The following is a 25,975-nucleotide window of genomic DNA, read 5'->3' as shown; positions in this document are numbered from 1 at the left end:
CGTCAATCCCTCCGCAGCCGCAGCGCATTGAGCACCACGATCGCCGAGCTGGCGGCCATGCCGATCCCCGACGCCCACGGACTGAGCATGCCGGTCGCCGCGGCCGGAATCGCCACCAGGTTGTAGAGCGAGGCCCAGATCAGGTTCTGGCGGATGATGGCCAGGGTGCGGCGCGCGGTGTCGGCGGCGGCGGCCAGCGGCAGCAGGCTGTCGCCCAGCAGCACGCCGTCCGCATGCACCTGGGCCAGTTCGACGCCCCGCCCCATCGCAAACGAGACATCGGCGCCGCGCAGCACCGCCGCGTCGTTGCTGCCGTCGCCGACCATCGCCACCACCGCGCCCTCGCGCTGCAGTTCGCGCACGAAGGCGAGCTTCTCGGCCGGCAGGCGGCCGCCGAAGGCGCCGGTCACGCCGAGCTGGCGCGCCACCGCATTGGTGGCTGCCTGGTCGTCGCCGCTGAGCAGGATCACCGTCTTGCCGCTCCGCTGGAAGCGTTGCACCACCTCGACCGCTTCCTCGCGCAGGCCGTCCGACAGGTCGAAGCGCGCCAGCCACTGGCCCTCACAGGCCAGCCAGGCGCTGCTGGTGCCGGTCGGCGCTGCGGCACGCACCATGCCGCCGGCCAGCCCCTGGACGTATTCGGCGGTGCCGATCCGGTACACCACGCCGTCGATCGTGCCTTCGAAGCCGCGCCCGATCTCGGCGCGCAGCTGGCGCGCACTCAAGCCGTGCCCGGGCATGGCGGCGCGGATCGCGATGCCGACCGGATGCGAGTTATCGGCCTGCAGCGCGGCCCCGATGCGCAGGCACAGGTCGCCGTCGAGGGCGCCCACCGGCAGCACCTGGCGCAGTACGGGACGCCCCAGGGTCACGGTGCCGGTCTTGTCGAACACGACGTGGGTGGCGCGCTCGAAGGTTTCCAGCGTATGCGGGGCGACCGCCAGCACGCCGCGGCGCAGCAGGCGGTCGGTCGCGGCCGCCAGTGCGGTCGGCGTCGCCAGCGACAGCGCGCACGGGCAGGACACCACCAGCACCGCCACCGCGGCGTGCCAGGCGCGCTCCGGGTCGACCGTGCTCCAGGCCAGGTAGACCACCACGGTGAGCGCCAGCAGGGCGAGCACGAACCAGGCGGCGACCCGATCCGCCCACAGCGCGATGGCCGGCTTGCCCTGCCCGGCGCGCTCGACCAGCTTGACCAGCATTGCCACGGTGCTGTCGCGCGCCGCCGCGGTGACGCGCACCACGATCGCCTGGCCGGCATTGACCGCGCCGCCAGGCAGGCTGTCGCCCGGCCCCATGGGACGGCTGCGGCTCTCGCCCGTCAACAGGGAAAAATCCAGCTCCGAGGAACCCTCGACCACGACGCCGTCCGCCGGCACCGCGCGGCCCGGCGGCACCAGCACCAGCTCGCCCACCGCCAGCGTCGACGCCGGCACCAGCTCGGTATCGCGCCCGGCCGGATCGCCGCGCAGGCGCAGGCTGGAAGCCGGCACGCCGCCGCGCAGGGCGTCCAGCGCCTGGGTGGCGCGGCGGCGCGCGCCCAGTTCCAGGTAGCGGCTGCCCAGCAGCAGGAACACGAACATGGTGATCGAGTCGAAGTAGACCTCGCCCCTGCCGGATACGAGCGTGGCGCAACTGCCAGCGAAGGCGGCCGCGATGCCCAGCGCCACCGGCACGTCCATCCCCGGCACCCCGCGCTTCAGGTCGCCCCACGCGCCCGCAAAGAAGGGCAGCGCCGAGTAGAACACGGCCGGCAAGGTCAGCGCGAACGAGGCCCAGGCCATCAAGGCCCGCATGTCGGCGTCCATGCTGCCTTCGTCGGCCAGGTACACCGGCACCGCGTACATCATGACCTGCATCATCGACAGGCCGGCCACGAACAGCTGGCGGAACAGGCGGCGGCGCGCCTGCTCGAGCCGCTGCGCATGGCGCTGTGCGTCGTAAGGGGCGGCGAAATAACCGATGGCGCGCAAGGCGCGTACGATCGCGCTCGGACGGCACTGGTCCGGGTCCCAGCGCACGAACACGCGCCCGGTGGCGACGTTCAGCGCAATCTCGCTCACGCCGGGAAGTTGTCCCAGGCGGCGCTCGACCAGCCAGACGCAGGCGCCGCAGCGCACCCCTTCGATCGAGAAGCTGCCTTCGCCATCCATGCCCTGCTGGTCGAACAGCACCAGCTCGGGTTCGTCCGGCTGGGTCGTGGCGGAGGCGGCGTACTCGGTGCGCGCGCTGTAGTAGTCGGCGAAGCCGCCGGCGACGATCGCCTCGGCCGCGGCGGCGCAGCCCGGGCAGCACATGCTGCGCGACGCGCCGTCGACCGTGGCCTGCCAGCGGCTGCCTGCCAGGACCGGCGAGCCGCAGTGGAAGCAGTTGCCGCTGGCTGCCGCGCCTGCGGCCATGGTCGGCGCTACAGCGGCCGGTGGCACGATCCCGGCCAGTACCGCGCTCACGCGTCGGCTCCCGGGGCGATGCACAGCACCTCGATCCAGTGGTGCGGCACCCCGCCGGCGGCGCGCCACAGGCCGAGCAAGCCGAAGCCGATCACCAGCAGGCCGCAGGCCAGGCGCAACCGGGGCAGCCGGAACAGCGTGCGCAGGCGCACGCCGGCCAGTCCGAGCGCGGCCAGCATCGGCAGCGTGCCGAGGCCGAAGGACAGCATCACGCCGGCGCCGCCGAGCGCGGAGCCGCTCAGCATGGCGGTAACGAGCATGCTGTACACCATGCCGCAGGGCAGCCAGCCCCACAGCGCGCCGGCGGCGAACATGCGCGCGGGCGTCTGGTCCGGGCGAATCTGGCGCAACAGCGGGGAAATGCGGCGCCACAGCGCCTGCCCGCCCTGCTCCAGCAGGGCCAGGCCGCGCCAGGCGTCCATCAGGTACAGTCCGAGCGCGACCAGCATCAGGTTCGCCGCGACGTAGGCGGCGGCCTGCAGCGAAGGCAGTGCGGCCAGCCGTGCGGCACCGCCGGCCAGCCCGCCGGCCAGCGCGCCGGCAAGCATGTAGCTGGCGATGCGGCCCGCGTTGTAGGTGGCGACATAGGCCGCCGCCGGTGCGCACCGATCGGCACCGACCGTGCGCACCGGCACCGGGAAGGCCGGCGCAGCGCGCGGAGCGCGTGCCATCGACAGCGCGCCGACGATGCCGCCGCACATGCCGGCGCAGTGGACGCTGCCGGCCAGGCCGACCAGGAATGCCGGGACGCTCACGGGCAGGCTCACGAGAAGGCTCATACGGTCCGGGAGTGGCGCGGCGCGTCGTGACGGGCGGCGAGGTAGCGGTCGAATACCATGCACACGTTACGGATCAGGAGACGCCCCTTCATGGTCACGGTCAGCCAGTCCGGGCCGAGGCTGACCAGGCCGTCCGCTTCCATCTGGCGCAGCTGCACCAGCTCGGGTGCGAAGTACTTGTCGAACACGATCGGAAAGGCCTGCTCCAGCGCCGCGATCGACACTTCGAACTGGCACATCAGCTTCTGGATCAGGCTGCGGCGCAGTGCGTCGTCCATCCCGAGGCGGATTCCCCGCGCCACCGGCAGCTCGTTCTGGTCGAGCAGCTCGTAGTATTCCTCGAGGGTCTTGACGTTCTGGCTGTAGGTCGCGCCCACCGCGCCGATGGCCGAGACGCCGCAGGCCACCAGGTCGGTGTCGGCGTGGGTCGAGTAGCCCTGGAAGTTGCGGTGCAGGCGCCCCTGGCGCTGGGCCACGGCGAGGTCGTCTTCCGGCTTGGCGAAATGGTCCATGCCGATATATACGTAGCCGGCCGCGCACAGGCGCTCGATGCACAGCTGGAGCATCTGCAGCTTGATGTCGCTGGACGGCATGTCGGCTTCCACGATGCGGCGCTGCGGCTTGAACAGCGCCGGCATGTGGGCGTAGTGGTAGACGGCGATGCGGTCCGGGCTGGCGGCGACCACCTTGTCGATGGTCTGGCGCATGCTGTCCAGGGTCTGCTTCGGCAGTCCGTAGATCAGGTCGATGCTCACCGAGCGGAAACCGGCGGCACGCGCGGCGTCGATGATGGCGCGCGTCCCGGCCTCGGGCTGGACGCGGTTGACGGCGCGCTGCACCTCCGGGTCGAAGTCCTGCACGCCCAGGCTGATGCGGTTGAAGCCCTGGCGGCGCAGGGTGTGCACCCGATCGGCGGACACCGTGCGCGGGTCGACCTCGATCGAATACTCTCCCGTCGCGTCGGGCGCGAAGCGGAAGCTGCGGCGCAGGTGGGTCATCAGCTCGTCCATCTGGGCATCAAGCAGGTAGGTCGGGGTGCCGCCGCCGAAGTGCAGCTGCTCGACCTCGTTGATGCCGGCGAACAGGGCGCCCTGCATGCTGATCTCGCGCTTCAGGTAGGCCAGGTAGGTAGCGGCCTTGTCGCGGTTCCTGGTGACGATCTTGTTGCAGGCGCAGTAGTAGCAGACCGTGTCGCAGAACGGGATGTGCAGGTAGAGCGACAGCGGCCGGGCGCTGCCGCGGGTGCGCAGGCCGGCCACGGCGTGCAGGTAGTCGCGGTAGCCGAACTCGTCGCCGAAGCGGTCGGCGGTCGGGTACGAGGTGTAGCGGGGGCCGTTCTTGCCGAGACGCTGGATCAGGCCGGCGTCGAAATCGACGCCGGCGGGGAACGCTGTTGCTTGCATGTCAATCTACTCCTGCTGCGGCCGGTTTGCGAAACTGCACATCGGCTCGAATAGCAGGCAGTTTATTGATCAGCGTCTTCCAAATCCTTGACTTGCATCAAATACGGATGAGTCTGCTCGCGGCGCGTGCCGGATGTCGATCGCCGAACTGGAACACCGACAGCGCCTGCACCAGCTGCCCCGCATCGACGGCCACGCTGGCCGAGGCCCTGGCCGATTCCTCGACCAGGACCGCGTTCTGGCGGGTGATCTGGTCGAGCTGGGCCATGGCCGCGTTCACCTGGTCGATGGCGGCGCGCTGCTCGAGGCTGGCGCCGCTGATGCCGTGCATGATGGCGGCCGCTTCCGCCACCCGCGCCACCACTTCGCGCATGGTCTGGCCGGCGTCGCCGACCAGCACATTGCCTTCGCCGACCTGCCGCACCGAGGCGTCGATCAGGGCCTTGATCTCCTTGGCGGCGGCGGCCGAGCGTTGCGCCAGGCTGCGCACCTCGCCGGCCACCACGGCGAAGCCGCGGCCCTGTTCGCCGGCCCGGGCCGCCTCGACCGCCGCGTTCAGCGCCAGGATATTGGTCTGGAAGGCGATCCCGTCGATCAGGCCGATGATGTCCACGATGCGGGTGGCCGAGGCGCTGATATGGCCCATGGTGTCGCCCACGCGACCGACCGCGTCGCCGCCGCGTCCGGCGACGCTCGACGCCGCCACCACCAGCCCGTCGGCGCGCACGGCGCTGTCGGTGTTGTGGCCGGCCGCCGCGGCGATCTGCGCCAGGCTGCTGGCGGTCTGCTCGAGGCTGGCCGCCTGGGCTTCGGTGCGGTTGGCCAGGTCGCCGTTGCCGGCGGCGATCTCGCGGGTCGCGTGCTCGATCGACGCCACGTTGCTGCGGACGTCGCCGACGATGGCTTTCAGGTTGACGTTGAGCTGGCGCAGCGCCCGCTGCAGGCGGCCGATCTCGTCGTCGCGGCCGCCATTGCCGGCCGCGCAAGGATGGGCGAGGTCGCCGCCGGCCAGCGCGTAGACCGCGGCGGTGGCTTCGCGCAGTGGCGCGGCGATGCTGCGCTGCAGCTCGGCCCAGGCCGCCAGTGTTCCGACCACGCCGGCGCCGGCCAGCAACTTCCACACGGGGCCGTCGGCGGCCAGTCCCAGCCCGGCGATCAGCAGCGACTGGCTGGCCATCATGATGCCGAGGCGGCGCGACAGCGGCAGCGTGCGCAAACCGGCGAGGCGGGCGCGCCAGCCGAGGCGAACCGGGACGCCGCGGCGGATCGCCAGGCCCTTCGCCTCGCCGGCCCGGAAGCTGCGGTACAGCGCATCGGCGGCTTCTACCTGCGCGCGGGCCGGCGCCGTGCGCACCGACATGTAGCCGGTCACGCGGCCGCCTTCCATCACCGGCACCACGTTGGCGAGCACCCAGTAGAAGTCGCCGTTCTTGCGACGGTTCTTGACCATCCCGGTCCAGGGTTCTCCCGCCTGCAGGGTCTGCCACAGGTCGGCAAAGGCTTCCGGCGGCATGTCCGGGTGGCGCACGATGTTGTGCGCCTTGCCGAGCAATTCATCCTCGCTGAAGCCGCTCACTTCGATGAAGCTGGGGTTGATGTAGATGATGCGGCCCTTGGTGTCCGTCTTCGAGACGATGGACTGGCCCTCTTTCATCAGGTATTCGATACCGGTTACCGGCAGGTTGCTGCGCACGACACTCTCCTAGTTGCCTGAAGGCAAAATTCAGCGGACGATTCTAAGCAGGCACGCCCGCAAAATTTTTGATCTGCATCAAATTCCGCCCCGACTGCAGGGCCCGGAGCAAACAAATATCTTGATTTTCTTCAAATGTTGTCGCTGGTGTAAGCTCACGGAATGGATAACATGACGCATTCGCTGGTCGGCCTGGTACTGGGAGAACTGGTCGAGCGCGCCCTGCCCTCCCCGCGCGATGCCGCCCACGGCCGGACCCGCCGCAGCGCGCTGCTGCTCACCGGCCTACTGTCGAGTAATTTCCCCGACCTCGACCTGGTGCTCACCCCGCTGCTGCCGGCGCCGCTGGGCTACCTGATCCACCACCGCGGCCACACCCATACCCTGCTCTACGCACTGCCGCAGGTGGCCCTGCTGCTGGCCCTGACCTGGCTGCTGTGGCCGGCCGCGCGCCGGCTGCTGCGGGAGGACCGCGGGGCGCGCCGCGCCATCATCACGACCGCCCTGCTCGGCATGGTGCTGCACCTGTCCTTCGACGGACTGAACGTGTACGGCGTGCACCCCTTCCACCCCTTCGATTCGCGCTGGCTGTATGGCGACCTGGTGTTCATCGTCGAGCCGGTGTTCTGGACCGCCCTCGGCGTCGCGCTGGCCCTGCCGGCGCGGCGCGCCGCCCTGCGCTGGTTCGGGCTGGCCTTCTTCACGGCGATGCCGGTCCTGTTCACCTGGCTGGGCTTCCTGCAATGGGGTTCGCTCGCGGGCCTGGGGGCGGTGGCGCTGCTGGTGGGGACCGCCAGCCGCCTGCTCGGCGCGCGCACCGGACTGCTGGCGGCCCTGCTCGCCTGCGCCGGCTTCGTCGGCATCCAGGCCGTGGCCGGCCAGCTCGCACGCGGCCGGATCCAGGCCGCGCTCCAGCAGGCAGCCCCGGGCAGCCGCGTGCTCGACATCCCCTTGTCCTCATTCCCGGCCAATCCCTTGTGCTGGTCCTTTGCCACCGTGAGCGAGGAGCCGGCGGCCGGCAGTTATGCCGTGCGTGCCGGCGTGCTCAGCCTGGCGCCCGGGCTGACGCCGGTGTCGGCCTGTCCGGCGCGCTTCGGCGGGGTGCCGGGCGCCGGGGCAGGCGCAGACACCGCGCTGGCATGGAAATACCGCGAGACCCGCAGCGTGGCCGAATTCCGCGCCCTACAGCGCAGCAACTGCCACTTCGATGCCTGGCTGCGCTTCGCGCGCGTGCCTTCGCTGGCCGGCGGGACGGCAACCGACATCCGCTTCGGCGCACCAAGCCAGCCGAACTTTTCGACGCTGCCCTACGCCGCCCGTGCCGCGCAGCCCTGCCCCGCGCCGCTGGCGGACTGGGGCTATCCGCGCGCCGACCTGCTCGGACGGGAAGCGCCGCAACGCTAGCAAAGCTATACTCGCGGCATGAATCCCGAATCGCCTCTCCTTGACACCGCCTGCTACTGCTCCTCGCTGCGCCAGGCGTCGCGCTACGTCACCTCGTTCTACGACCAGGTGCTGTCCGGCTCCGGCCTGCGCGTGACGCAGTTCGCGATCCTATCCCGGCTCCGGCCGGGCGCCGCCACCGTGAGCCAACTGGCGCACAGCATGGTGATGGACCGCACCACACTGGCGCGCAACCTGCAGCCGCTGGTGCGCGAGCAGCTGGTGCAGGTCCGCGCCAGCGAGCAGGACCGCCGCGAACGTCTCGTCGCGCTGACCGACCTGGGGCGCGACAAGGTCGAGGCCATCCTGCCGGCCTGGCGGCGCGCGCAGGCCCGGTTCGACCAGCAGTTCGGCGCCGAGCGCGGGGCACAGCTGCTGGCGACCATGCGGGCGGTGGTCGACAGCGGACTGCATGAGGCCGGCGATTCGCCGCCGGCCGACGCCGGCTGATTACAAGGCGGGCGCAGCCACACCCCGTTCTTCGGTAAAATCGGCGGTTTCGCCCCGCCCGGACTGCCGGGCCGACCGCCGTGACCCCTACCGATCCCATGCTCGCCTTCCTGTCGAACGGTGGCGCCAGCGGCGCCCGCATTCACGCCTTCGACTGGAGCGCGCACCCGCTCGGACCGATCGCGGCCTGGCCGGCTGTGCTGCGCACCACGCTCGGCATCGTGCTGGGCTCGGCCTTCCCGACTTTCCTCGCCTGGGGCCCGCGGCTCGACCTGTTCCACAACGACGCCTATCTGCCCCTGCTCGGCAACAAGTCGGCCGATGCGCTCGGGCGGCCGCTGCCCGGGGTCTGGTCCGAGGCATGGGACGTATTCGGCCCCTACGCCCGCCGGGTGCTGGAAGGCGAGTCCTTCTTCTTCGAGAACCACCCCGCCACGCTGGAACGCCATGGTTACCCCGAGCAGGCCTGGTTCACCTTTTCCTATGGCGCTGTCACCTTTGGCTGTGGATGAGGATTGAACTGTTGAGCTCCTTAGCGGTCGAACACCCGACTGCATTGACGGGAGCCGGCCGTGAAAGCACCCAGTTTCAAGAAATGGTTCGCACGACTGCCTGCGCTCAACCAGCCGCAGCGCCTGCAAACACTGGCCGCCCTGCATCCGGCCGCCGGTCTCGACCAGGTAATCGCGCTCATCGGACAGATCCGGGCACCGACGCGCCGCTGCCCCCGTTGCGCCAGCACCCGCCATTACCGCCATGGCCAGGCCAATAACCTGCAGCGCTTCCGCTGCCGTGACTGCGGGCGCACCTTCAACGATCTGAGCGGCACACCGCTGGCGCGGCTGCGCCTGCGCGAGAAATGGCTCGATTATCTCAGTGCGCTGCGCGAATCGAAGCCGGTGCGCACCGCCGCCGTTGACACCGGCGTTCACCGCAACACCGCCTTTCGCTGGCGCCACCGTTTCCTCGACCGGGTCAAGCACGACCTGCCGCAGCGCCTGCACGGCATTGTCGAGGCCGACGAGATGTTCATCCTGGAATCGCAAAAGGGCTCACGCAAGCTGGACCGGGCGCCGCGCAAACGGGGCGGCAGGGCAAGAAAACGCGGCATCTCGAACGGACTCGACTGCATCCTGGTGGCACGCGACCGCAGCGGGCAGACGATCGGTGCACTGGTCGGCCGCGGCGCTCTCAACATGGCGCAACTGGAGCGCCATCTGTTGCCCAGGTTGGATGATCACGTGCTCCTGGTCAGCGATTCGAATGCGGCTTACCGCGCATTTTCACGCAAACATGGCATCGCTCACCAGGCGGTCAACCTGCGGGCAGGGCAGCGGGTACGTCACGGCGCTGCCGGCGCAATCCATGTGCAGAGCGTCAATGCCTACCACCAGCGCTTGCGCCATTGGCTGCTCCGGTTTCATGGCGTGGCCTCGCGCTACTTGCCGAATTACCTGGGCTGGCATCGGGCACTTGATTGCGAACGAGTTACTACTGTTGAGCAATTGCTGCGCATCGCAATCGGAGTCATCAATACGAAACGGTGACAGCGCCTTTCCTATAGCCCGGTGCGCGATGACGACGGCGTCGTCCACGGCGTGCTGTGCACGGTCGTCGAAGTCAGCGACAAGGTGCGCGCGCTGGCGCAACACAAGGAAGCGGAAGAACACCTGGCGTTGTCGCTCGAAGCCTCCGGCAACATCGGTACCTGGTCCTACGACCTCGAGACCGCCGCTACCTACGTGGACGAACGCTTCGCGCGCCTGTTCCAGGTCGACGCCGCGCTCGCGCGCGAGGGCACCGAGCTGGTACGCTTCACCGACATGATCCACCCGGACGAGCGCCCGGCCGTGCTGGCGGCGATCGACCGGGCCATCGTCACCGAGACGCTGTACGACGTCGAATACCGGATCCCGCAACGCTCAGGGGTGGATGTGTGGGTCAATGCACGCGGCAAGGTGTTCGCCAATCCCGGGACCGGCGGGCGCCGTTTCGCCGGTATCGCGGTCGACATCACCGACCGCAAGCGCGCCGAGGCGGCGCGCCTGGAGAGCGAACGGCTGGCGCTGGCCGCCTCGCTGCGCGCCGACGAAAGCGCGCGCCGGCTCGACGTCCTGCTCGAGGCTGCGCCGGTCGGCATCATCTATGTCGACACGGTGGGGCGCCTGCTGCGGGCGAATGCCGCCAACCGACACATCTGGGGCAGCTATCCGCAGTCCGAAAACATCGACCAGTACGACGAATGGAAAGGCTGGTGGCCGGCCGGAGCGTCCCGCGCCGGGCAGCGGCTGGAGGTGCACGAATGGCCGATCTCGCGCGTGCTGCAGGGGCAGGACCAGGCCGCCGGCGTGGTCGAGATCGAACCCTTCGGCGAGCCCGGTATCCGCCGCACGCTGCTGGTGCGCGCCGCCGCCATCCGCGACCGCGACGGCGCCATGCTCGGCGCGGTCGCCGCCAACATGGACATCACCGCCCAGGTCGAGGCGGAACGCGCGATGCAGGACAGCGAGGCCAGGTTCCGCCTGATCGCCGACGCCATCCCGCAACTGGTGTGGTCGGCCGACGCCGGCGGCACCAACGACTACCTGAACGCGCGCTGGACCGAGTTCACCGGCCTGCCGCTCGCGCGCATCGGCGAGGAGCCCTGGGGCGGCATCATCCATCCCGACGACCTGCCCGCCCTGCTCGCGGCCTGGGAGCGCAGCCTGGCCACCGGCGCGCCCTACGAGATCGAACACCGCGTGCTGCACCGTTCCGGCGAATATCGCTGGATGCTCAACCGGGCCCGGCCGTCGCGCGACGCGGCCGGCCGGGCCACGCGCTGGATGGGCACCCTGACCGACATCCACGACAAGAAGGCCGGCGAGGACGAGCTGCGCGCCCAGGCGCAGCGCAAGGACGAGTTCCTGGCGATGCTGGCGCACGAGCTGCGCAACCCGCTGGCGCCGATCAGCAACGCCGCCCAGCTGCTGTCGATGGCCGTGCACGACCCGCAGCGGGTGCGCCAGTCGAGCGAAGTCATCATCCGCCAGGTGCGCCATATGACCTCGCTGGTGGACGACCTGCTGGACGTCTCGCGCGTGACGCGCGGCCTGGTCGAACTGGAACGCGAACGGGTCGACATCAAGGCGGTCGTCGCCAGCGCGGTCGAGCAGGCGCGCCCGCTGATCGAGGCGCGCGGCCATGCACTCGATCAGCACATGGGGTCGCGGCGCTGCTGGGTGCACGGCGACCGCGTCCGCCTGGTGCAGGTCATCGCCAACCTGCTCAACAACGCGGCCAAGTACACCGCCCAGGGCGGCACCATCGCGCTGTCGGTCGAGACGGATGCGGGCTCAGGAAGCGTGACCATCTCGGTGCGCGACAACGGCATCGGCATCGACCGCGCCATGCTGCCGCACGTGTTCGGGCTGTTCACCCAGGCCGAGCGCACGCCGGACCGCTCGCAGGGCGGGCTCGGGCTGGGCCTGGCGCTGGTGCACAGCCTGGTGCAGCTGCATGGGGGCCGGGTCGCCGCGCACAGCGAAGGACTGGGCAGGGGCAGCACCTTCACCGTCACCCTGCCGGTGGTCGACGGCGACGCCGCCACGGCCACGGGCGAAGCGCCGGCGGTGGCGGGTGCTTGCGTCCGCGCCGGCGCCGGCCGCCGCATCCTGGTGGTCGACGACAACGTGGATGCGGCGCAGTCGCTGGCCGAGGTGCTGCGCTCGCTCGGGCACCTGGTCGCCACCGCGTACGACTCGCACGGGGCGCTGGCGCAGGCCGGGACGACGTGGCCGGACCTGTTCATCCTGGACATCGGCCTGCCCGACATCGACGGTTATGCATTGGCGCGTCGCTTGCGTGAAGCCGAGGCAAGCGGCGCAGGCACGCCCGCCGCGACCCTGGTCGCCCTCACCGGCTACGGCCAGGCCCACGACCGGGTGCTCGCCCGCACCGCGGGCTTCGACCACCACTTCGTCAAGCCGGTCGACCTGTCGGCGCTGCTGGCGATCGTCGAGCGGGCGCCGCGGCCTACCGGTTAAGGCAGGGCCAGGCGGCCGATCGCGCGGCAGAATATTCATAACGATTGGAAACAAATATTTCGTTCGTTACGGTTTGGAACAATTTCGAATCGTGCAGATGCTGGAGTCGGATTACGATTAATGCATGAACTTCAGCTTCTCAACCCCCACCTGCGGCGACTGCCTGGTCAAACTCTGGGCCAGCGGACGCTACGGTTTCTCGCTCCCGAAGAAGGTCGAGATCACCGGACCGGACGGCGTGACCGCGAGCTTCCTCTACCATAGCCGCAAAGTCGGGCAGTCGTCTGAACTCACCAACCGTATGCTTGTCAGAATCGCGATTGCCCAATTCCTGGCAGGCGGCACGGGCCATGCGGGTGGAATGCACCAGATCGACGATACGGTGGCGCCCTTCAGCGGCACCCTGACGCAGATCCGCCCCTTCGCGCCGCCGCCACCGCCGCCGCGCGTGCGGCCGTCGCGGATCATGCCGAGGGGGGACGCGAATCGCGCGGCGGCCCCCGGGCTGGCCTGCGCCAAGGAAGCGGCATGACTTCTTTACGAACTCGGACCATGAGGTAGACGCATGCGTATCACCTTCACTCCCGGCCAGGTCGGCATGCTGATCGGCAGAGCCGAACGCCAGCTCGAACAGATCGTCGCCGACTCGATACGCGAGGCCGGCAACGGACGCAACATCTCGCGTGGCGCCCAGCACACGCTGCACGAAACCGTGGTCACCCTGATCCGGCTGTACCGCGAGCAGGTGCCGCAGGGCGCGCCGGTGGCGACGCGCATCGCGCGCGCCTACGCCAAGGGCACCGACGCGCACAGCGGGGTGCCGACCCTGGCCTGCGTGCGGACCATCCTGTCGGTCATGCGCGATGCCCGGGAGCTGCTGGCGGCGCTGCAGCCGGATTCTCAGCCGGATTCTCAGCCGGATTCGCAGCCGGATTCGCAGCCGGTCCTGCAGCCGATCGCACAGCCGGACGGGGCCCGCCGCTCCGAGAAGGCGACCGTCGAATAGATCCTCGCTCCGGGTGCGGCATGACGCGGGCCGGTCAAGCAGGGCTGAGCCGGCGCGCGCGGGTCGTGCCGCCCACGCCCACCGCCGTGGCAATCGCCAGTGCCTGGAACAGGGCCACCCCAAGGAACACCCAGCCCGGCCGCCCCGCATCCATCACCAGGCCGAACAGCAGCGGCCCGATCGCCAGCCCGCTATCGAGTCCCGAATACACCACGCCGTACACGCGGCCGGTCGCACCCTGCGGCGCGGCCGCGCGGATCATCAGGTCGCGCGAGGGTCCGGCCACGCCCGAGCAGAGGCCGATCAGGCCCATCAGCGGCAAGGCCATCCAGGACGGACCGGCGCCCGCCGCCAGCACCAGCGCCAGCAGCGCTGCCGCCGTGAAGGCCAGGGCCACGGTACGGTCGTGATGTGTCGACTGCGTGCCGAGAAAGCCGCCGGCCACCATTCCCAGCGCCGAAGCCAGCATGTAGGCGGTGTACGAGCTGGTGGCCAGGGCGTGCGAGATCCCGTACAGCGATTCCAGGCTGATCGTCGCAAAACTCTGGATGCCGCCCAGCGCCACTGCCGTCAGCAGGAAGAAGCCGAAGCACAGCCACACCGCGCGCAACTTGAGGAAGCCGAGCGTGTTGCCCTGGGCCTGGCCGCCCTGGCGCACGACCGGGTCCGGGTACAGCACGTGGCGGTTCAGTACCAGCAGCGCCAGCACCAGCATCGGGATCGCCGCCGCCGACAACAGCGCGACGCGCCATCCCTGGCTGGCGGCGATGGAAGCCAGGAAGACCGGCGCCGCGGCCCAGCCGATATTGCCGCTGATGCCGTGCACCGAGAAGCCGTGCGCCAGGCGCGCACGCGACACGCGCTGGTTCAGCAGCGTGTAGTCGGCCGGGTGGAAGATCGCATTGCCGGAACCGGCCAGCAGCGCGCCCACCACGAGCCCGGCGTAGCCCTCGGCGCGCGACAGCACCAGCGCGGACACGCCCAGCATGCTCATCCCGAAGAACAGCACGGCGCGGGCGCCGACGCGGTCGACCACGAAACCGGCCAGCGCCTGCCCCACGCCCGAGACCACGAAGAACATGGTCATCAGCAGACCCAGCTCGGTGTAGCTCAGGCCGAAAGCGGGTTTCAGCCAGGGGATCAGTGCCGCCAGGATCAGGTGGTAGAAGTGTGAGGTGCCGTGCGCCAGGCCGACCAGGCCGATCACGCGGGCATCCTGCTTGAGGGTGTTGTTCTGTTCTTCCATCGGAACCTCTCATCGAAAAAGCCAGTGTAAGCAAAGTGCCGGCGTCCGATTTAAGATAGTGCGTCAAGATTTATCGAGAACCTGCCATGCACGCACATCGCCCAACGCTGCCACCCAGTCCGGGCCCCGGTCCGACCGCCGGCCGTCCCGTCAGCCTGACGGCACGCGACCTGCCCGCCGACGTGTCGGTCGGCGCCCACAGCCACGAGTGGGGACAGCTGACCTATGCGCACGACGGCCTGCTGCGGGTGAGCGCCGAAGACAGCAGCTGGATCGTCCCGCCCCAGCGCGCGATCTGGATCGGGCCGCACGTCGTCCACGAAGTCACGGTACTGGAAGCTTCCTGCCTGAGCCCCCTGCGCATCCACGCTTCGCGCGACCCCTTCCAGGGCGAGAACTGCCGCGTGGTGGAGGTGAGCAGCCTGCTGCGCGAACTGATCGCGGCCCTCGAGACCGGCGAGCAGCCGCGCGCACCGGAACGCGCCATCCTGCTGGGAGAACTGATCCTCGACGAGCTGGGGCGCGCGTCTTCGCGCCCGATCCGCGTGCCGCTGCCGCGCGACAAGCGGCTCAAGGGCCTGTGCGAAGCGTTGGTCGCCGCACCCGGCGATACCCAGACCCTGGCCGAGTGGTCAAGCGCCGTGGGCGCCTCCGAGCGCACGCTGGCGCGCCTGTTCGAGCGCGAGCTGGGCATGAGCTTCGGCCAGTGGCGCCAGCAGGTGCGCCTGGCCCACGGCGCCTCGCTGATCGCGCGCGGCATGCCGCTGTGGCAGGTGGCGCAGCAACTGGGGTACGCCAGCCAGTCGGCGTTCACGGCGATGTTCAGGAAGACCTTCGGGTCGACGCCGTCGGCGTTTTTCGCAAACGACCGCCAGCGGCGCAGACAAACGCCCGGTCGCGCGGACGACGCGAACCGTGGAAATTCGTGAGTTTTCACATGGCGTTTTCTGCTAACGTTGGACAAGTCCGATTCTGACGACCATTCCTTCTTGCTTCGCCCACCGTGCGTGGTTTTTTTGGTTGAACTGGTCATGGCTCTTCGTCACGCTTTGTTGCTGGCTGCTGCCCTGCTGAGCGTACCGGCTTCTTATGCCGGCGATCGGCCTATCGCGACCTCCGCCTTCTTTGGCAGCCCGCAGGTGGGCGGTGCCAGACTCTCGCCGGATGGGAAGCGGCTCGCCATGCTGGTCAACAACGCCAAGGGTCGCGACCAGCTCGGCGTCGTCAACCTGGAAGATAATTCCATGAAGGTGGTCGCCGTATTTTCGGACGCCGACGTCGGCCGCTTCGAATGGGTCAATAACGGCAGGCTGATCTTTAATTCGCGCGACAAACGCACAGCGCAAGGCGATGTGCGCAAGGCGCCAGGCCTGTTCGCCGTCAACATTGACGGCAGCGGGCAACGCCAACTGGCCTACACGGGCCAGCTCCCGCCGTCTCCTACCGCCGCGCGCAGCAGGCTGCCCGCGAATACGCTGATGCTGGGGCAAGCGGGCGCGCAGGATTCGGATTGGGTCTACGTCCTCAGGCCGGATATCTCCAGCGACCGGGTCGACCTGGTCAAGGTCAATACCTTGACCGGCTTCAGCAAAGAGGTGAAAGGGCCGGGTGCCACGCTGAGATGGTGGCTGGACGCGAAAGGCCAGCCGGCATTGGCGACCACGCTCGAGAACCGCATGGAGGTACTGCATTACCTCGACCCCGCAACCGGGAGCTGGCGCGAACTGGGCAGCAGGCCGACCATGGCCTACGCCGACACTGGCGCTGCACCGGCTCCGGCTCCGGCGCCGGCGCCGGCAGGCACATCGGACGACAGGATCGACAAGGTGGTCGTCACCGCTCGCGGCGCGACGCTGAAGTTCACCCCGCTGGGTTTCACGCCCGAGGGCGAGCTTTATGTAATCAGCCGCAAGAACCGCGACAAGGAGGCCCTGTTCGCCTATGACCTCGTCACTGGCACCTTGGCCGACCGTCCGCTGGTCGACCTGGACCAATACGACTTTCACGGCACACTGATTACCACCGCCACCAAGCTGCTTGGCGCCCGCTACACCGCTGATGCTGAAAGTACGAGCTGGTTCGACCCCGCCATGAAGCAAGTGCAGCAGACCGTCGACCAGCTGCTGCCAGGCCGTGTCAATTCCCTGAATGTCGGGAGGCATTCCGAAACTCCGTTCGTGCTGGTCGAATCCTGGTCGGATCGCCAGCCGCCTGTCTTCCTGCTTTATGACCGGGAGACCGGGAAACTTTCCAAGGTCGGAGAAAGCCGACCAGCCATCGCGCCGGTTCACATGGCAGAGCAGGCGCTGGAGCACGTCAAGGCACGCGATGGACTGCCGATCCCGACATGGATCAGCGTCCCGCGCCATGGCCGGGGCAAGAAGCTGCCGATGGTCGTGCTGGTACATGGTGGTCCCTACATGCGCGGCCACGAATGGGGCTGGAGCAGCGAGAGGCAGTTCCTGGCGTCGCGTGGCTACGTCGTGCTGGAACCCGAATTCCGTGGCAGCACGGGTTTTGGCCTGGCGCATTTCCGGGCCGGCTGGAAGCAGTGGGGGCTGGCGATGCAGGACGATATCGCCGATGTGACGCGCTGGGCCATTGCCGAGGGAATTGCCGATCCGCGACGCATCTGCATTGGCGGCGGCGGTTACGGTGGATATGCCGCCCTGATGGGCCTGGTCCGCGATCCGGGACTGTACCAATGCGGGATCGCCTGGGCCGGCATCGCCGACATCGATCTTCACCACAAAGGAGACGCGAATGGCGACAGCGGCCTGTCCGATGAATACAAGCGCTACGGCTTCCCGACACTGGTGGGGGATCCCGTCGGGGATGCCGCCCAGTTCGCGGCGACCTCTCCGCTGAAGCAAGCCGCGCACATTACCCAGCCGCTGCTACTCGCCTATGGCGGGGACGACCGGCGCGTGCCGGTCTCCCATGGCCTTCAGTTCTATGACGCAGTCAGGCAAACGAACAAGCATGTCGAGTGGGTCGTCTACGACAAGGAAGCCTACGGCTGGGGCCTGATGGCTGGTGGAGACGAGCGGCGCGTGTCGGTCTACCAGGGCGGCTTGTTGTATGACCCGGTCAGGCAAACCGACAGGAATGTCGAATGGCAGGTCTATGAAAAGCACCGCATGGTGTATGACATATACAGAGACCCACCGAGCTACGAGCGTGTCGCGTTCATGACTGTCTACGAAAAGGAAGGGCACGGCTGGAGCCTGGCCGAGACGCGCGTGGATTTCTGGAAACGCGTCGAGACCTTCCTGCAGCGGCACATCGGTGAGCGCACTGACTAGCCTGTACCTTGCCAGGGCAGAACGCAGCCGTCATCCAGCATGCACGCCTGATCGACCACCTCTCTGGCGCGCACCCTCAGAAGCTGATCACGAAGCGTGCCCCCGCCCCCACCGGCCGCGCATAGCGCACCGTCCCGCCGTTCTCGTGCACCAGGTGACGCACCATCGCCAGCCCGATGCCGCCGCCCTGCTTCTTCGTCGTGAAAAACGGTGTGAAGATATGCGCGACCAGATCAAGCGGCACGCCGGCGCCGTCGTCCGCCACTTCGATGCGCAGCCGGCCGCCGCGCACCAGGCGCGCGCTGACCCGCGCGCCGGCCTTGGGGATGCCGCCGGTCGCCTCGAAGGCGTTCTTCAGCAGGTTGATCAAGGCCTGCTCCAGCTGCCCCGGGTCGGCCACCAGCTCGAGCGTCGCCGGCTCCACCGAAAACTGCACTTCGCCGCCGCGCGCGCACCAGGCCGGGCTCACCAGCGCGCGCACCCGTTCGAACAGGGCGCCGACCTGGAAGCGCTCCGGCCGCGCCGGCGGCACGTTCGACAGGCTGCGGTAACTGGCCACGAAGTCGGCCAGGCTGTCGGCGCGCCGGCTGATGGCGTCGAGGGCGATCGCCAGGTCATGGCCGACGTCCACCGGCAGCACCGCGCGGCAGTCCTCGACCATGTCGCGCGCGGTGCGCGACAGCGAGGCCACCGGGGTGAGCGAATTCATGATCTCGTGGGTCAGCACATGCACCAGCTGGCGCCAGGCGTCCAGCGCCGCGGCTTCCAGCTCGCTCTCGACCGGCATCAGCGCGGCCAGGCGTTGCGCCCTGCCCTGCAGCGCCAGCTCGGATACCGCCAGCAGCGCACGCTCGACGCCACGCTCGGTGTCGAACTGGATCATCGTACGGTGCTCGCCCCGCTGCCCGGCCAGTTGCAGGTACAGCGCACCCGGATCGCTGGCGCGGCCCGGCGCCACCAGCCTGCGCGCATTGCCGTTGAGGGGGCTGACGGCATGCTTCTCGCCTGCCAGGTCGATGCGGAACAAGGCGATCGGGGCGTGCTCCAGGCTAGTCTCCAGCGCCAGCGCATTGTCGACCAGGTGCTGCTGCTCGATGCTCAGTACGGCCTTGGGCTCGGGCGGCTTGGGGTGGCGCAGCATCGCCAGGCGCTCCAGGCTGCGCCACAGCGTGAACAGCAGGGGCAGCGCCGCCAGGCCGCAAAGAACCACCAGGCGCGGAGAATCATGGACCATCCCCGCGCCGAAGCCGAGTACGGCGATGCCCGCCACGCACAACAGGACAGCGGCCTTGAGCCTTGACTCCCGCGCTTCAGATGCCATGCTTGCCCAGCTTGCGGTACAGCGCGGCGCGGCTGACCCCCAGCATGCGCGCCGCCAGGCTGATGTTGCCCTTGGCCTTGTCGAGGGCGGCGGCAATGGTCTCGCGTTCCAGCGTGCCGAGGCTGAATTCCTCGGGTGCCGCCATGGCCGGCAATTCGACGACAGGTGTGGCTGCGGGCGCGGCCAGCCCGAAGTCCTCGAAGCGGTACTCCGCCTGCGCCGCCAGGATCGCCGCGCGCTCGCAGGCATGGCGCAGTGCGCGCACATTGCCGGGCCAGGACCAGGCGCACAGCGCTTCCAAGGTGCTCGGCGCCAGCTCGCGCACCGGGCGCCCGTACTGGGATTCGTACAGCGACAGGTAGTGGTGCAGCAGCTGCGGGATATCGTCACGGCGCTCGCGCAGCGGCGGCACGCGCAGCACGATGGTATTCAGGCGAAACAGCAGGTCGGGCCGGAACACGGCGGGATCGAACAGGCGCGCTTCATCCAGGTTGGTGGCGCTGACGATGCGCACGTCGATCGGTTCGGCACGATCTGCCCCGAGCGGCGTGACTTCGCGCCGCTCCAGCGCGGTGAGCAGCTTGGCCTGCGCGCCGAGCGGCATGTTGCCGATCTCGTCGAGGAACAGGCTGCCGCCGCGCGCGGCCTGGAAGCGGCCGGCACGGTCGCTTCTCGCATCGGTGAACGAGCCCTTGCGGTGGCCGAACAGTTCGCTCTCGAAGGTCGCTTCCGGCAGCGCGCCCATGTCCACCGCGAGGAAGGTGGCGCCGGCGCGCTTCGAAGCGGCATGGATGGCGCGCGCCACCAGTTCCTTGCCAACGCCGTTCTCGCCGAGCACCATCACGTTGGCCTCGGTGGGCGCGACCGCGGCGATCATGGCGCGCAGCTCGCGCATCGGGGCGGAGTCGCCCATCAAGGGCGATGCGGCCGCCGGAACAGCGCCCATCGGAACGGCGCTGGCCTGGCGCGCCAGCGCACTCTCGACCGCCGCCACCAGGCGCGCGTTGTCCCAGGGCTTGGTGATGAAGTCGCTGGCGCCGCGCTTGAGCGCCTCGACCGCCAGGGGAATGTCGGCGTAGGCGGTCAGTGCGATCACGCTGGGCGGGCGCGCCAGCGCACGCAGGCGGCCAAGCACCGCCAGCCCCTCGGCGCCATCGATGCGGCCAGGGGTGAAATTCAGGTCCAGCAGCACCACGTCCGGCATCGCCTCGGCCAGCTGGGCGTCGAGTCCGCGCGGGTCGCCCAGGGTCGCGACCCGTCCATGGCGCCGGCGCAGCAGCATCTGCGCGGCGCAGGCGACGTCCTCGTCATCGTCGAGGATCAGGATGGATGCGGTCGATGGGGACATTCGGCTCTGCGCAGGTAAACACAGAGCGCATTCTAGCAGCGGAAAACCCCGCGGTGGACAGCCCGGCGGACAGCTGTCCGCCTGCGAACATGCATACCTGTCCGGATCCGGACACTTTTGTCCGCAAGTCTGCCGAAAGGGGCAAAAAACCGGGTGGCACGGAAGTTGCGATGACTGAGGCATCGCAAACCCGGACGCACGACACTTGAAGAACATGGACCGACTCCCTCCCCACGCCGTCACCGGCGCCGCCATGGATACCGTGGCACCGACGCGCCGCAGCAAGCTGTATGTGCGCGCCGGCGTCATCCTCGCCCTGCTCGGCGCCTTTGCCGCCGGCGCCTGGCACCTGATGCCGCACGGCCTGCAGGTGGCAAGCGCCGACGTGCGCGTGGCAAGCGCGGCCAACGGCATCTTCCGCGACGACATCGTCGTGCGCGCCACCGCCCAGCCACTCAATTCGATCATGCTCGATTCGGTGGAGTCGGGCCGGGTCGAGGAAGTGCTGGTGCAGGACGGCCAGTCGGTCGCCAAAGGCCAGCTGCTGTTCCGCCTGTCCAACCCGCAGCGCAACCTGGCCCTGCTGGAACGCCAGGCCGAACACGCGCAGCAGATCTCGAACCTGGCCAACCTGCGCGTGGCCCAGGAAACCAGCCGCAGCGAGCACCGCCGACGCTTGTCGGACGCCGAGTTCGCGGTGCAGCAGGCCGAGAAGCAGCATGTCCGCAATAGCCGCCTGTCGCAGCAGGGCTTCATCTCGGCTGTGGCGCTGGAAGAGTCAAGCGACCGACTGGCGCAGCAGCGCCGCATGCTCGAGAACGAACAGCGCCGCTTCGACACCGAGGAAAGCGTGCGAAAGCAGGGCCTGCAGCAGATGGAAACGGCGATCGATGGCCTGGCCTCCGGCCTGCGGTTGGTGAGCGCCACCGTTGATGCGCTGGCGGTGCGGGCGCCGGCGGCCGGCATGCTGACCGACTTCCGCCTGCAGGTGGGCCAGACCGTGCAGCCCAACCAGAACATCGGCCGCATCGACGACCCGCAGCGCTTCAAGCTCTCGGTCCAGGTCGACGAGTTCTACCTGAGCCGCGTCACGCGCGGCCTGGCGGGCAGCGTGACCCAGGACGGCAAGCCTTATGCGCTGCAGGTAAGCAGCGTGTTCCCGCAGATCCGCGATGGCCGCTTCACCGCCGAAATGGTGTTCCTCGGCGCCCAGCCGGCGGTGATCAGCCCTGGCCAGAGCCTGGACGCGCAGCTGACCCTCGGCCAGTCGGCCCAGGCCCTGCTGCTGCCGCTGGGGGCGTTTGTGAACGACACCGGCGGGGCGTGGGTGTTCGTGGTGGACAAGGCAAACAGCCGCGCCGAGAAGCGCCCGGTACGCCTGGGGCGCCGCAACAACAGCCACATCGAAGTCCTGTCGGGCCTGGCCGCCGGCGAGCAGGTCATCATTTCCAGCTACGGACCATTCGGCAAGGCCGAACAGCTCCAACTCAACTAAAACTTCAACAAGAAAGGAAGCACCATGCTGCAACTCAGGGGCGTCTCCAAGATCCACCAGGCGGGCGAAGTGCAGACCCGCGCCCTCGACCGCGTCGACCTCGACATCGCGGCCGGCGAATACGTCGCCATCACCGGGCCTTCGGGCTGCGGCAAGTCCACCCTGCTGAGCGTACTCGGCCTGCTCGACGTGCCGAACGAAGGCGATTACTTCTTCGAAGGCCAGAACGTGGCCGGCTGGAGCGAGGCGCGCCTGAACGCGCTGCGCCGCGGACGGGTCGGCTTCATCTTCCAGAGCTTCAACCTGATCGAGGAGCTGAGCGTGTTCGAGAACGTCGAGCTGGCGCTCGAATACACCGGCACCGCGGCCGCCGAGCGCCGCCGCCGCGTCGATGCCATGCTCGATCGTCTGGGCGTGGCGCACCGCGCCAGACACCGTCCTTCGCAACTGTCGGGCGGCCAGCAGCAGCGCGTGGCGATCGCGCGCGCCCTGGTGGCCGAGCCCAGCATGCTGCTTGCCGACGAACCGACCGGCAACCTGGATACCGCCCATGGCGACGAGGTGATGCGCCTGCTGCGCAACATCAACGCCGAGGGCACGACCGTGGTCATGGTCACCCACTCGCCGGCGCATGCGGCCCAGGCCTCGCGCACCCTGCACCTGGTCGACGGCCGCGTGGTGGTCGACGCCCTGCAGGCCGCATGAGGAGCGACAAATGATCCTGCGCTCGCTTTTCCGCTTCTTCCGCGATTTCCGCATCGGCTGGCGCCTGCTGGTCAAGGAACCCGGCTACTCGGCCGTGGTGGTGCTGGGGCTGGCGGTCGGCTTCGCCACCTGCTTCCTGCTGCTCGGCTACGTGGCCCATTCGCTGTCCTACGACCGCCACGTGCCGCAGCGCGAACACGTCTACCGCCTCATGCAGAAGTGGAACATCGCCAGCGCCAGCGGCCACTGGAACGATTCCAGCAGCCTGCCGGCGCGCGACGGCGTACTCGCCAGCGGCGCCCCGGTTCTGGCCAGCGCCTTCATCGAACGCAGCATCGACGTCAGGGTCGGTGGCCAGGTGCAGAAGATCAGCGTGACGGTGGTCGATCCCGACTTCCGCCGGATCTTCCAGCCGACCGTGCTGGCGGGCGACCTCGCCGTGACCCTGGCCCGGCCGGACACGCTGGCGCTCACGCGCGAGACGGCGACGAAACTGTTCGGCAGCATCGACGTGGTCGGCAAGACCGTGCAGGTGGCCGGTCAACCCTACCGCATCACGGCCCTGCTGGAAGACCAGCCGGCCGCCACCACCCTGCCCTATGCGTCGCTGGCGGGCAGCCGCACCACGATCTGGAAGGACGAGTACCGGCAGCTGGTGACCACCAACTGGGGTTCCTCGCACGGCGGCGTGTATGTCAAGCTGCTCCCCGGCGCGGATCCGCGGACCGTGCTCGACTCGGTACGGCGCGCGATGCTGGCCTCGAGCTTCATCAAGCGCATGAGCCCGGAACAGATCGCGTCCCTCAACGGCCGCGACCTGATCGACTTCCGCCTCGGTCCGCTGAGCGAAGCCTACCTCGACCCCTTGATCAAGGATTTTTCGCCGACCCATGGCGACCGCAAGACCATCTTCGGCCTGGGCGCGGTGGGCGCGCTGATTTTGGTACTGGCCGCCACCAACTACGTCAACCTGGCGACCGTGCGCACCCTGCGCCGCCAGCGCGAGATCGCCGTGCGCAAGGTGCTCGGCGCCTCGACGCAGGCGGTAAGCCGCCACTTCCTGGCCGAGTCGGTTCTGGTCTGCCTGATCGCGACCGCGATCGGCCTGTTGCTGGCCTGGCTGCTGCTGCCGGTGTTCTCCGACCTGGTGCAGCGCAAGCTGGACCAGATGTTCACACCGCTCTCGCTTGGCCTGAGCCTGCTGCTGGGCGTGTTCGTGGGCCTGATGGCCGGCGCCTACCCGGCCTGGTCGGCCGTCAAGGTGCGCCCGACGGCGGCGCTGGCCGGGCGCGGCAACAGCGAGACCGTGGGCGGGTTGCGCCTGCGCCGCGTGCTCACGGTGCTGCAGTTCGCCACTGCGATGGGCCTGACCAGCCTGACGCTGGCCGTGGCCTGGCAGACCCGCTACGCCAGCACCCTCGATCCCGGCTTCGACCCCGCGCCCTTGCTGAGCGTGGCGACCTCGGACGACATGCGCAGCGCCAACGTGCGCGCCTTCCGCGACGCCCTGGCGCGGATCCCGGGCGTGACCGGGGTGGGCGTCAGCGAGTCGACGGTGACCGTCAACTTCAACAGCACGGCCCTGCAACGCGAGGGTGGCAGCCCGATCGAGATCAATAACCGGCAGGTCAGCCCCGATTTCTTCGACGTGTACGGCCTCAAGCCGGCTGCCGGACGACTGTATGAACCGGCGCGCGACAAGGTCGAAGACGAGGACAAGATCGTCATCAATGAAGCGGGCGTGCGCAAATTCGGGTTCGCAAGCGCCCAGGATGCGGTCGGCAAGTTCATCATCACCCCGAGCGGCGAGGACAGGATGCAGGTGATCGGGGTGGCGCCCGACATCCGGCACCGCTCGGCGCGCGAGGAGATGCAGGCCACGGTCTACTTCCCGGGCGATCGCACCGGCGTGTTTACCGTACGGACCGGTGCGGATCAGCAGGCCGTGCAGCGCGCGATCGAGGAACTGTGGCCGCGCTACTTCCCGAACGACGTGCTGGAAGTGCAGCGCGTGTCGTCCATGTTCGCGCTCAGCTATGCGGACGACCTGCGCATGGCCAAGCTGCTCGCCGCATCGAGCGTGATCGCCACCGCCATCGCGGCCTTCGGCATCTACGTGCTGGCGGCCTACAGCGTGCAGCGCAAGGCGCGCGAGATCGTCCTGCGCAAGCTGTATGGCGCCGGCCACGCCGCCATCGGCCGCCTGGTGGCGCGCGAGTTCGTGGTGCTGATCGCGATCGGCGCCCTATTCGGGCTCCCGGTCGCCTTCGTGGCGGTGCAGCGCTACCTGGCCGGCTTCACCGAGCAGGCGCCGGTGGGCGCCTGGACCCTGGCGGCGGCCCTGGCCGTGGCCGCGCTGGTGGCGATGGGCTCGACCGTCCGCCATGCGGTGGCGGCGGTGCAGATCCGGCCGGCGCAGGCCTTGCGCGAGTAAACCCGGCCTGGCCGATGTCGGCCAAGGAACAAAGGCCGGACGCCGAGATGCGTCCGGCCTTTGTTTAGTTCACGGCCGCTATCGACCGTGGTTCAGCCAGTCGACGAGGGACCGCAACCGACCCAAAGCTGCCGTTGCCATGAGCGTCCCGGTCTACCTTGGTGCTTGCCCGGTCGTCTACACCGGTCCTGTGCCACCCTAGTTCGCTCGCCACATCTTCCATATCTGAACAAGCACTGGAAAACTATGAATCAAGACAATTGCAAGCGGTATGCAAGCCATCGCAATGGCCAATCGCACACTTGGAAACTCCGCCACGTAGTAAGTTCCAATGCCGGCAAAAACTGACATCAAAGCTCCCGCCCCTAGAAATTTCAGCGTAGCAACCACCAGTTCTCTCATTTATTCACCATTTTGCGCGTTATTGGCTCTATGGAAAACCCAACATCTTTCATGTATTAGTCGTACTACGTCTGCTTTTTTGACCGAACCCGGCCGTTGGACTCAGCATAACACCTTGCCAAAGGCGAAAAATCACGGACTATTGCGGCCGGATAAAATCGCCCATCGTAGTCGTAGACAAAGCTGTTCGCCGCTCCGCATCAGGAATCGCGGCCGTAACATGGCCGTTCGCAGCGCAACGATGCCGATGCCAAACCAGGTGCTGCCGGCACGTGACTTTCCATTGTTAGTCTTTTTCGTGACTGTGGATGCAACCGGCCTTCGGTCTGGCGCCAGCCTCAAGCAAGGGCGATCCGCAAACATTGCCGGAATTTAATGAGCGTAAATACTTTTGCATGTTTGTCCCGTGCGTGCCACGGGAGAGGGCATAGTGTCAGTCTCGGGCGATACCCTCTGTGAGTCTGCATTCG

General features: G+C 68.6%; 19 protein-coding genes. 12 read left to right on the top strand and 7 right to left on the bottom strand.

Features of this window, described 5'->3' with window-relative positions:
* Positions 1 to 2 precede the first annotated feature (2 nt).
* The 4 genes from AC56LU_RS18215 to AC56LU_RS18200 form a co-directional block, all read right to left on the bottom strand.
* The gene (locus AC56LU_RS18215) at positions 3 to 2,450 is read right to left on the bottom strand and encodes a heavy metal translocating P-type ATPase (RefSeq protein WP_497177022.1); all 2,448 of its coding nucleotides are present in this window, start codon (positions 2,448 to 2,450) and stop codon (positions 3 to 5) included.
* On the bottom strand, positions 2,447 to 3,229 hold the full coding sequence (locus AC56LU_RS18210) for a sulfite exporter TauE/SafE family protein (RefSeq protein ID WP_497177021.1): 783 nt from the start codon (positions 3,227 to 3,229) through the stop codon (positions 2,447 to 2,449). The genes AC56LU_RS18215 and AC56LU_RS18210 overlap by 4 nt, the downstream gene beginning before the upstream one ends.
* Complete coding sequence (gene hemN, locus AC56LU_RS18205) at positions 3,226 to 4,632, bottom strand: oxygen-independent coproporphyrinogen III oxidase (protein ID WP_497177020.1); 1,407 nt, start codon at positions 4,630 to 4,632, stop codon at positions 3,226 to 3,228. Before hemN ends, AC56LU_RS18210 begins: the two co-directional genes overlap by 4 nt.
* Before the next feature lie 97 nt (positions 4,633 to 4,729).
* Positions 4,730 to 6,325 carry a methyl-accepting chemotaxis protein gene (locus AC56LU_RS18200; protein WP_497177019.1) on the bottom strand — a complete coding sequence of 532 codons (1,596 nt, stop codon included), beginning with the start codon at positions 6,323 to 6,325 and terminating at the stop codon, positions 4,730 to 4,732.
* Between the two features lie 171 nt (positions 6,326 to 6,496).
* On the opposite strand from AC56LU_RS18200, the gene AC56LU_RS18195 reads away from it, so the two are divergent.
* The 7 genes from AC56LU_RS18195 (at position 6,497) to AC56LU_RS18165 (ending at position 13,249) form a co-directional block, all read left to right on the top strand.
* Positions 6,497 to 7,729 carry a metal-dependent hydrolase gene (locus tag AC56LU_RS18195; RefSeq protein ID WP_497177018.1) on the top strand — a complete coding sequence of 411 codons (1,233 nt, stop codon included), beginning with the start codon at positions 6,497 to 6,499 and terminating at the stop codon, positions 7,727 to 7,729.
* Positions 7,730 to 7,747: 18 nt separating this feature from the next.
* A complete protein-coding gene (locus AC56LU_RS18190) occupies positions 7,748 to 8,218 on the top strand; it encodes a MarR family winged helix-turn-helix transcriptional regulator (RefSeq protein WP_497177017.1) in 471 nt (156 codons plus the stop codon).
* A gap of 80 nt (positions 8,219 to 8,298) precedes the next feature.
* Positions 8,299 to 8,730, top strand: coding sequence for a hypothetical protein (locus tag AC56LU_RS18185; protein ID WP_497177016.1), 432 nt, complete (start codon positions 8,299 to 8,301; stop codon positions 8,728 to 8,730).
* 60 nt (positions 8,731 to 8,790) lie between these two features.
* Positions 8,791 to 9,765 (top strand): IS1595 family transposase, encoded by a 975-nt coding sequence (locus tag AC56LU_RS18180; protein ID WP_497177015.1) that lies wholly within the window; start codon positions 8,791 to 8,793, stop codon positions 9,763 to 9,765.
* A 21-nt stretch (positions 9,766 to 9,786) separates the two neighbouring features.
* Positions 9,787 to 12,243 (top strand): hybrid sensor histidine kinase/response regulator, encoded by a 2,457-nt coding sequence (locus AC56LU_RS18175; protein ID WP_497177014.1) that lies wholly within the window; start codon positions 9,787 to 9,789, stop codon positions 12,241 to 12,243.
* A gap of 124 nt (positions 12,244 to 12,367) precedes the next feature.
* Entirely contained in the window at positions 12,368 to 12,775 is a 408-nt protein-coding gene (locus AC56LU_RS18170) for a hypothetical protein (RefSeq protein ID WP_497177013.1), read from the top strand.
* A 33-nt stretch (positions 12,776 to 12,808) separates the two neighbouring features.
* Complete coding sequence (locus AC56LU_RS18165; protein WP_497177012.1) at positions 12,809 to 13,249, top strand: hypothetical protein; 441 nt, start codon at positions 12,809 to 12,811, stop codon at positions 13,247 to 13,249.
* A gap of 34 nt (positions 13,250 to 13,283) precedes the next feature.
* Here AC56LU_RS18165 and AC56LU_RS18160 read toward each other — a convergent pair whose 3' ends face one another.
* Positions 13,284 to 14,495: an MFS transporter gene (locus tag AC56LU_RS18160; protein WP_497177011.1), complete on the bottom strand. Its 1,212-nt coding sequence runs from the start codon at positions 14,493 to 14,495 to the stop codon at positions 13,284 to 13,286.
* 86 nt (positions 14,496 to 14,581) lie between these two features.
* Here AC56LU_RS18160 and AC56LU_RS18155 point away from each other — a divergent pair, with 86 nt between their 5' ends.
* Together AC56LU_RS18155 and AC56LU_RS18150 are read left to right on the top strand one after the other, a co-directional pair.
* The gene (locus tag AC56LU_RS18155) at positions 14,582 to 15,424 is read left to right on the top strand and encodes an AraC family transcriptional regulator (RefSeq protein WP_497177010.1); all 843 of its coding nucleotides are present in this window, start codon (positions 14,582 to 14,584) and stop codon (positions 15,422 to 15,424) included.
* Between the two features lie 102 nt (positions 15,425 to 15,526).
* The gene (locus tag AC56LU_RS18150; RefSeq protein WP_497177009.1) at positions 15,527 to 17,800 is read left to right on the top strand and encodes a S9 family peptidase; all 2,274 of its coding nucleotides are present in this window, start codon (positions 15,527 to 15,529) and stop codon (positions 17,798 to 17,800) included.
* A 76-nt stretch (positions 17,801 to 17,876) separates the two neighbouring features.
* Here AC56LU_RS18150 and AC56LU_RS18145 read toward each other — a convergent pair whose 3' ends face one another.
* Together AC56LU_RS18145 and AC56LU_RS18140 are read right to left on the bottom strand one after the other, a co-directional pair.
* Complete coding sequence (locus AC56LU_RS18145) at positions 17,877 to 19,121, bottom strand: sensor histidine kinase (RefSeq protein WP_497177008.1); 1,245 nt, start codon at positions 19,119 to 19,121, stop codon at positions 17,877 to 17,879.
* On the bottom strand, positions 19,111 to 20,469 hold the full coding sequence (locus tag AC56LU_RS18140; RefSeq protein WP_497177007.1) for a sigma-54-dependent transcriptional regulator: 1,359 nt from the start codon (positions 20,467 to 20,469) through the stop codon (positions 19,111 to 19,113). Before AC56LU_RS18140 ends, AC56LU_RS18145 begins: the two co-directional genes overlap by 11 nt.
* Positions 20,470 to 20,683: 214 nt before the next feature.
* On the opposite strand from AC56LU_RS18140, the gene AC56LU_RS18135 reads away from it, so the two are divergent.
* From AC56LU_RS18135 to AC56LU_RS18125, 3 genes are read left to right on the top strand one after another with little or no spacing between them, the layout of a single operon-like run.
* Positions 20,684 to 21,964, top strand: a complete 1,281-nt coding sequence (locus AC56LU_RS18135) for an efflux RND transporter periplasmic adaptor subunit (RefSeq protein WP_497177006.1) — start codon at positions 20,684 to 20,686, stop codon at positions 21,962 to 21,964.
* A gap of 24 nt (positions 21,965 to 21,988) precedes the next feature.
* Positions 21,989 to 22,669: an ABC transporter ATP-binding protein gene (locus tag AC56LU_RS18130; protein ID WP_497177005.1), complete on the top strand. Its 681-nt coding sequence runs from the start codon at positions 21,989 to 21,991 to the stop codon at positions 22,667 to 22,669.
* A 10-nt stretch (positions 22,670 to 22,679) separates the two neighbouring features.
* Positions 22,680 to 25,103, top strand: a complete 2,424-nt coding sequence (locus AC56LU_RS18125; RefSeq protein WP_497177004.1) for an ABC transporter permease — start codon at positions 22,680 to 22,682, stop codon at positions 25,101 to 25,103.
* Positions 25,104 to 25,975 lie beyond the last annotated feature (872 nt).

The sequence above is a fragment of the Telluria sp. PB2R4 genome (genome assembly GCF_059685695.1).
This window is presented reverse-complemented; position numbering and strand designations above follow the sequence as displayed.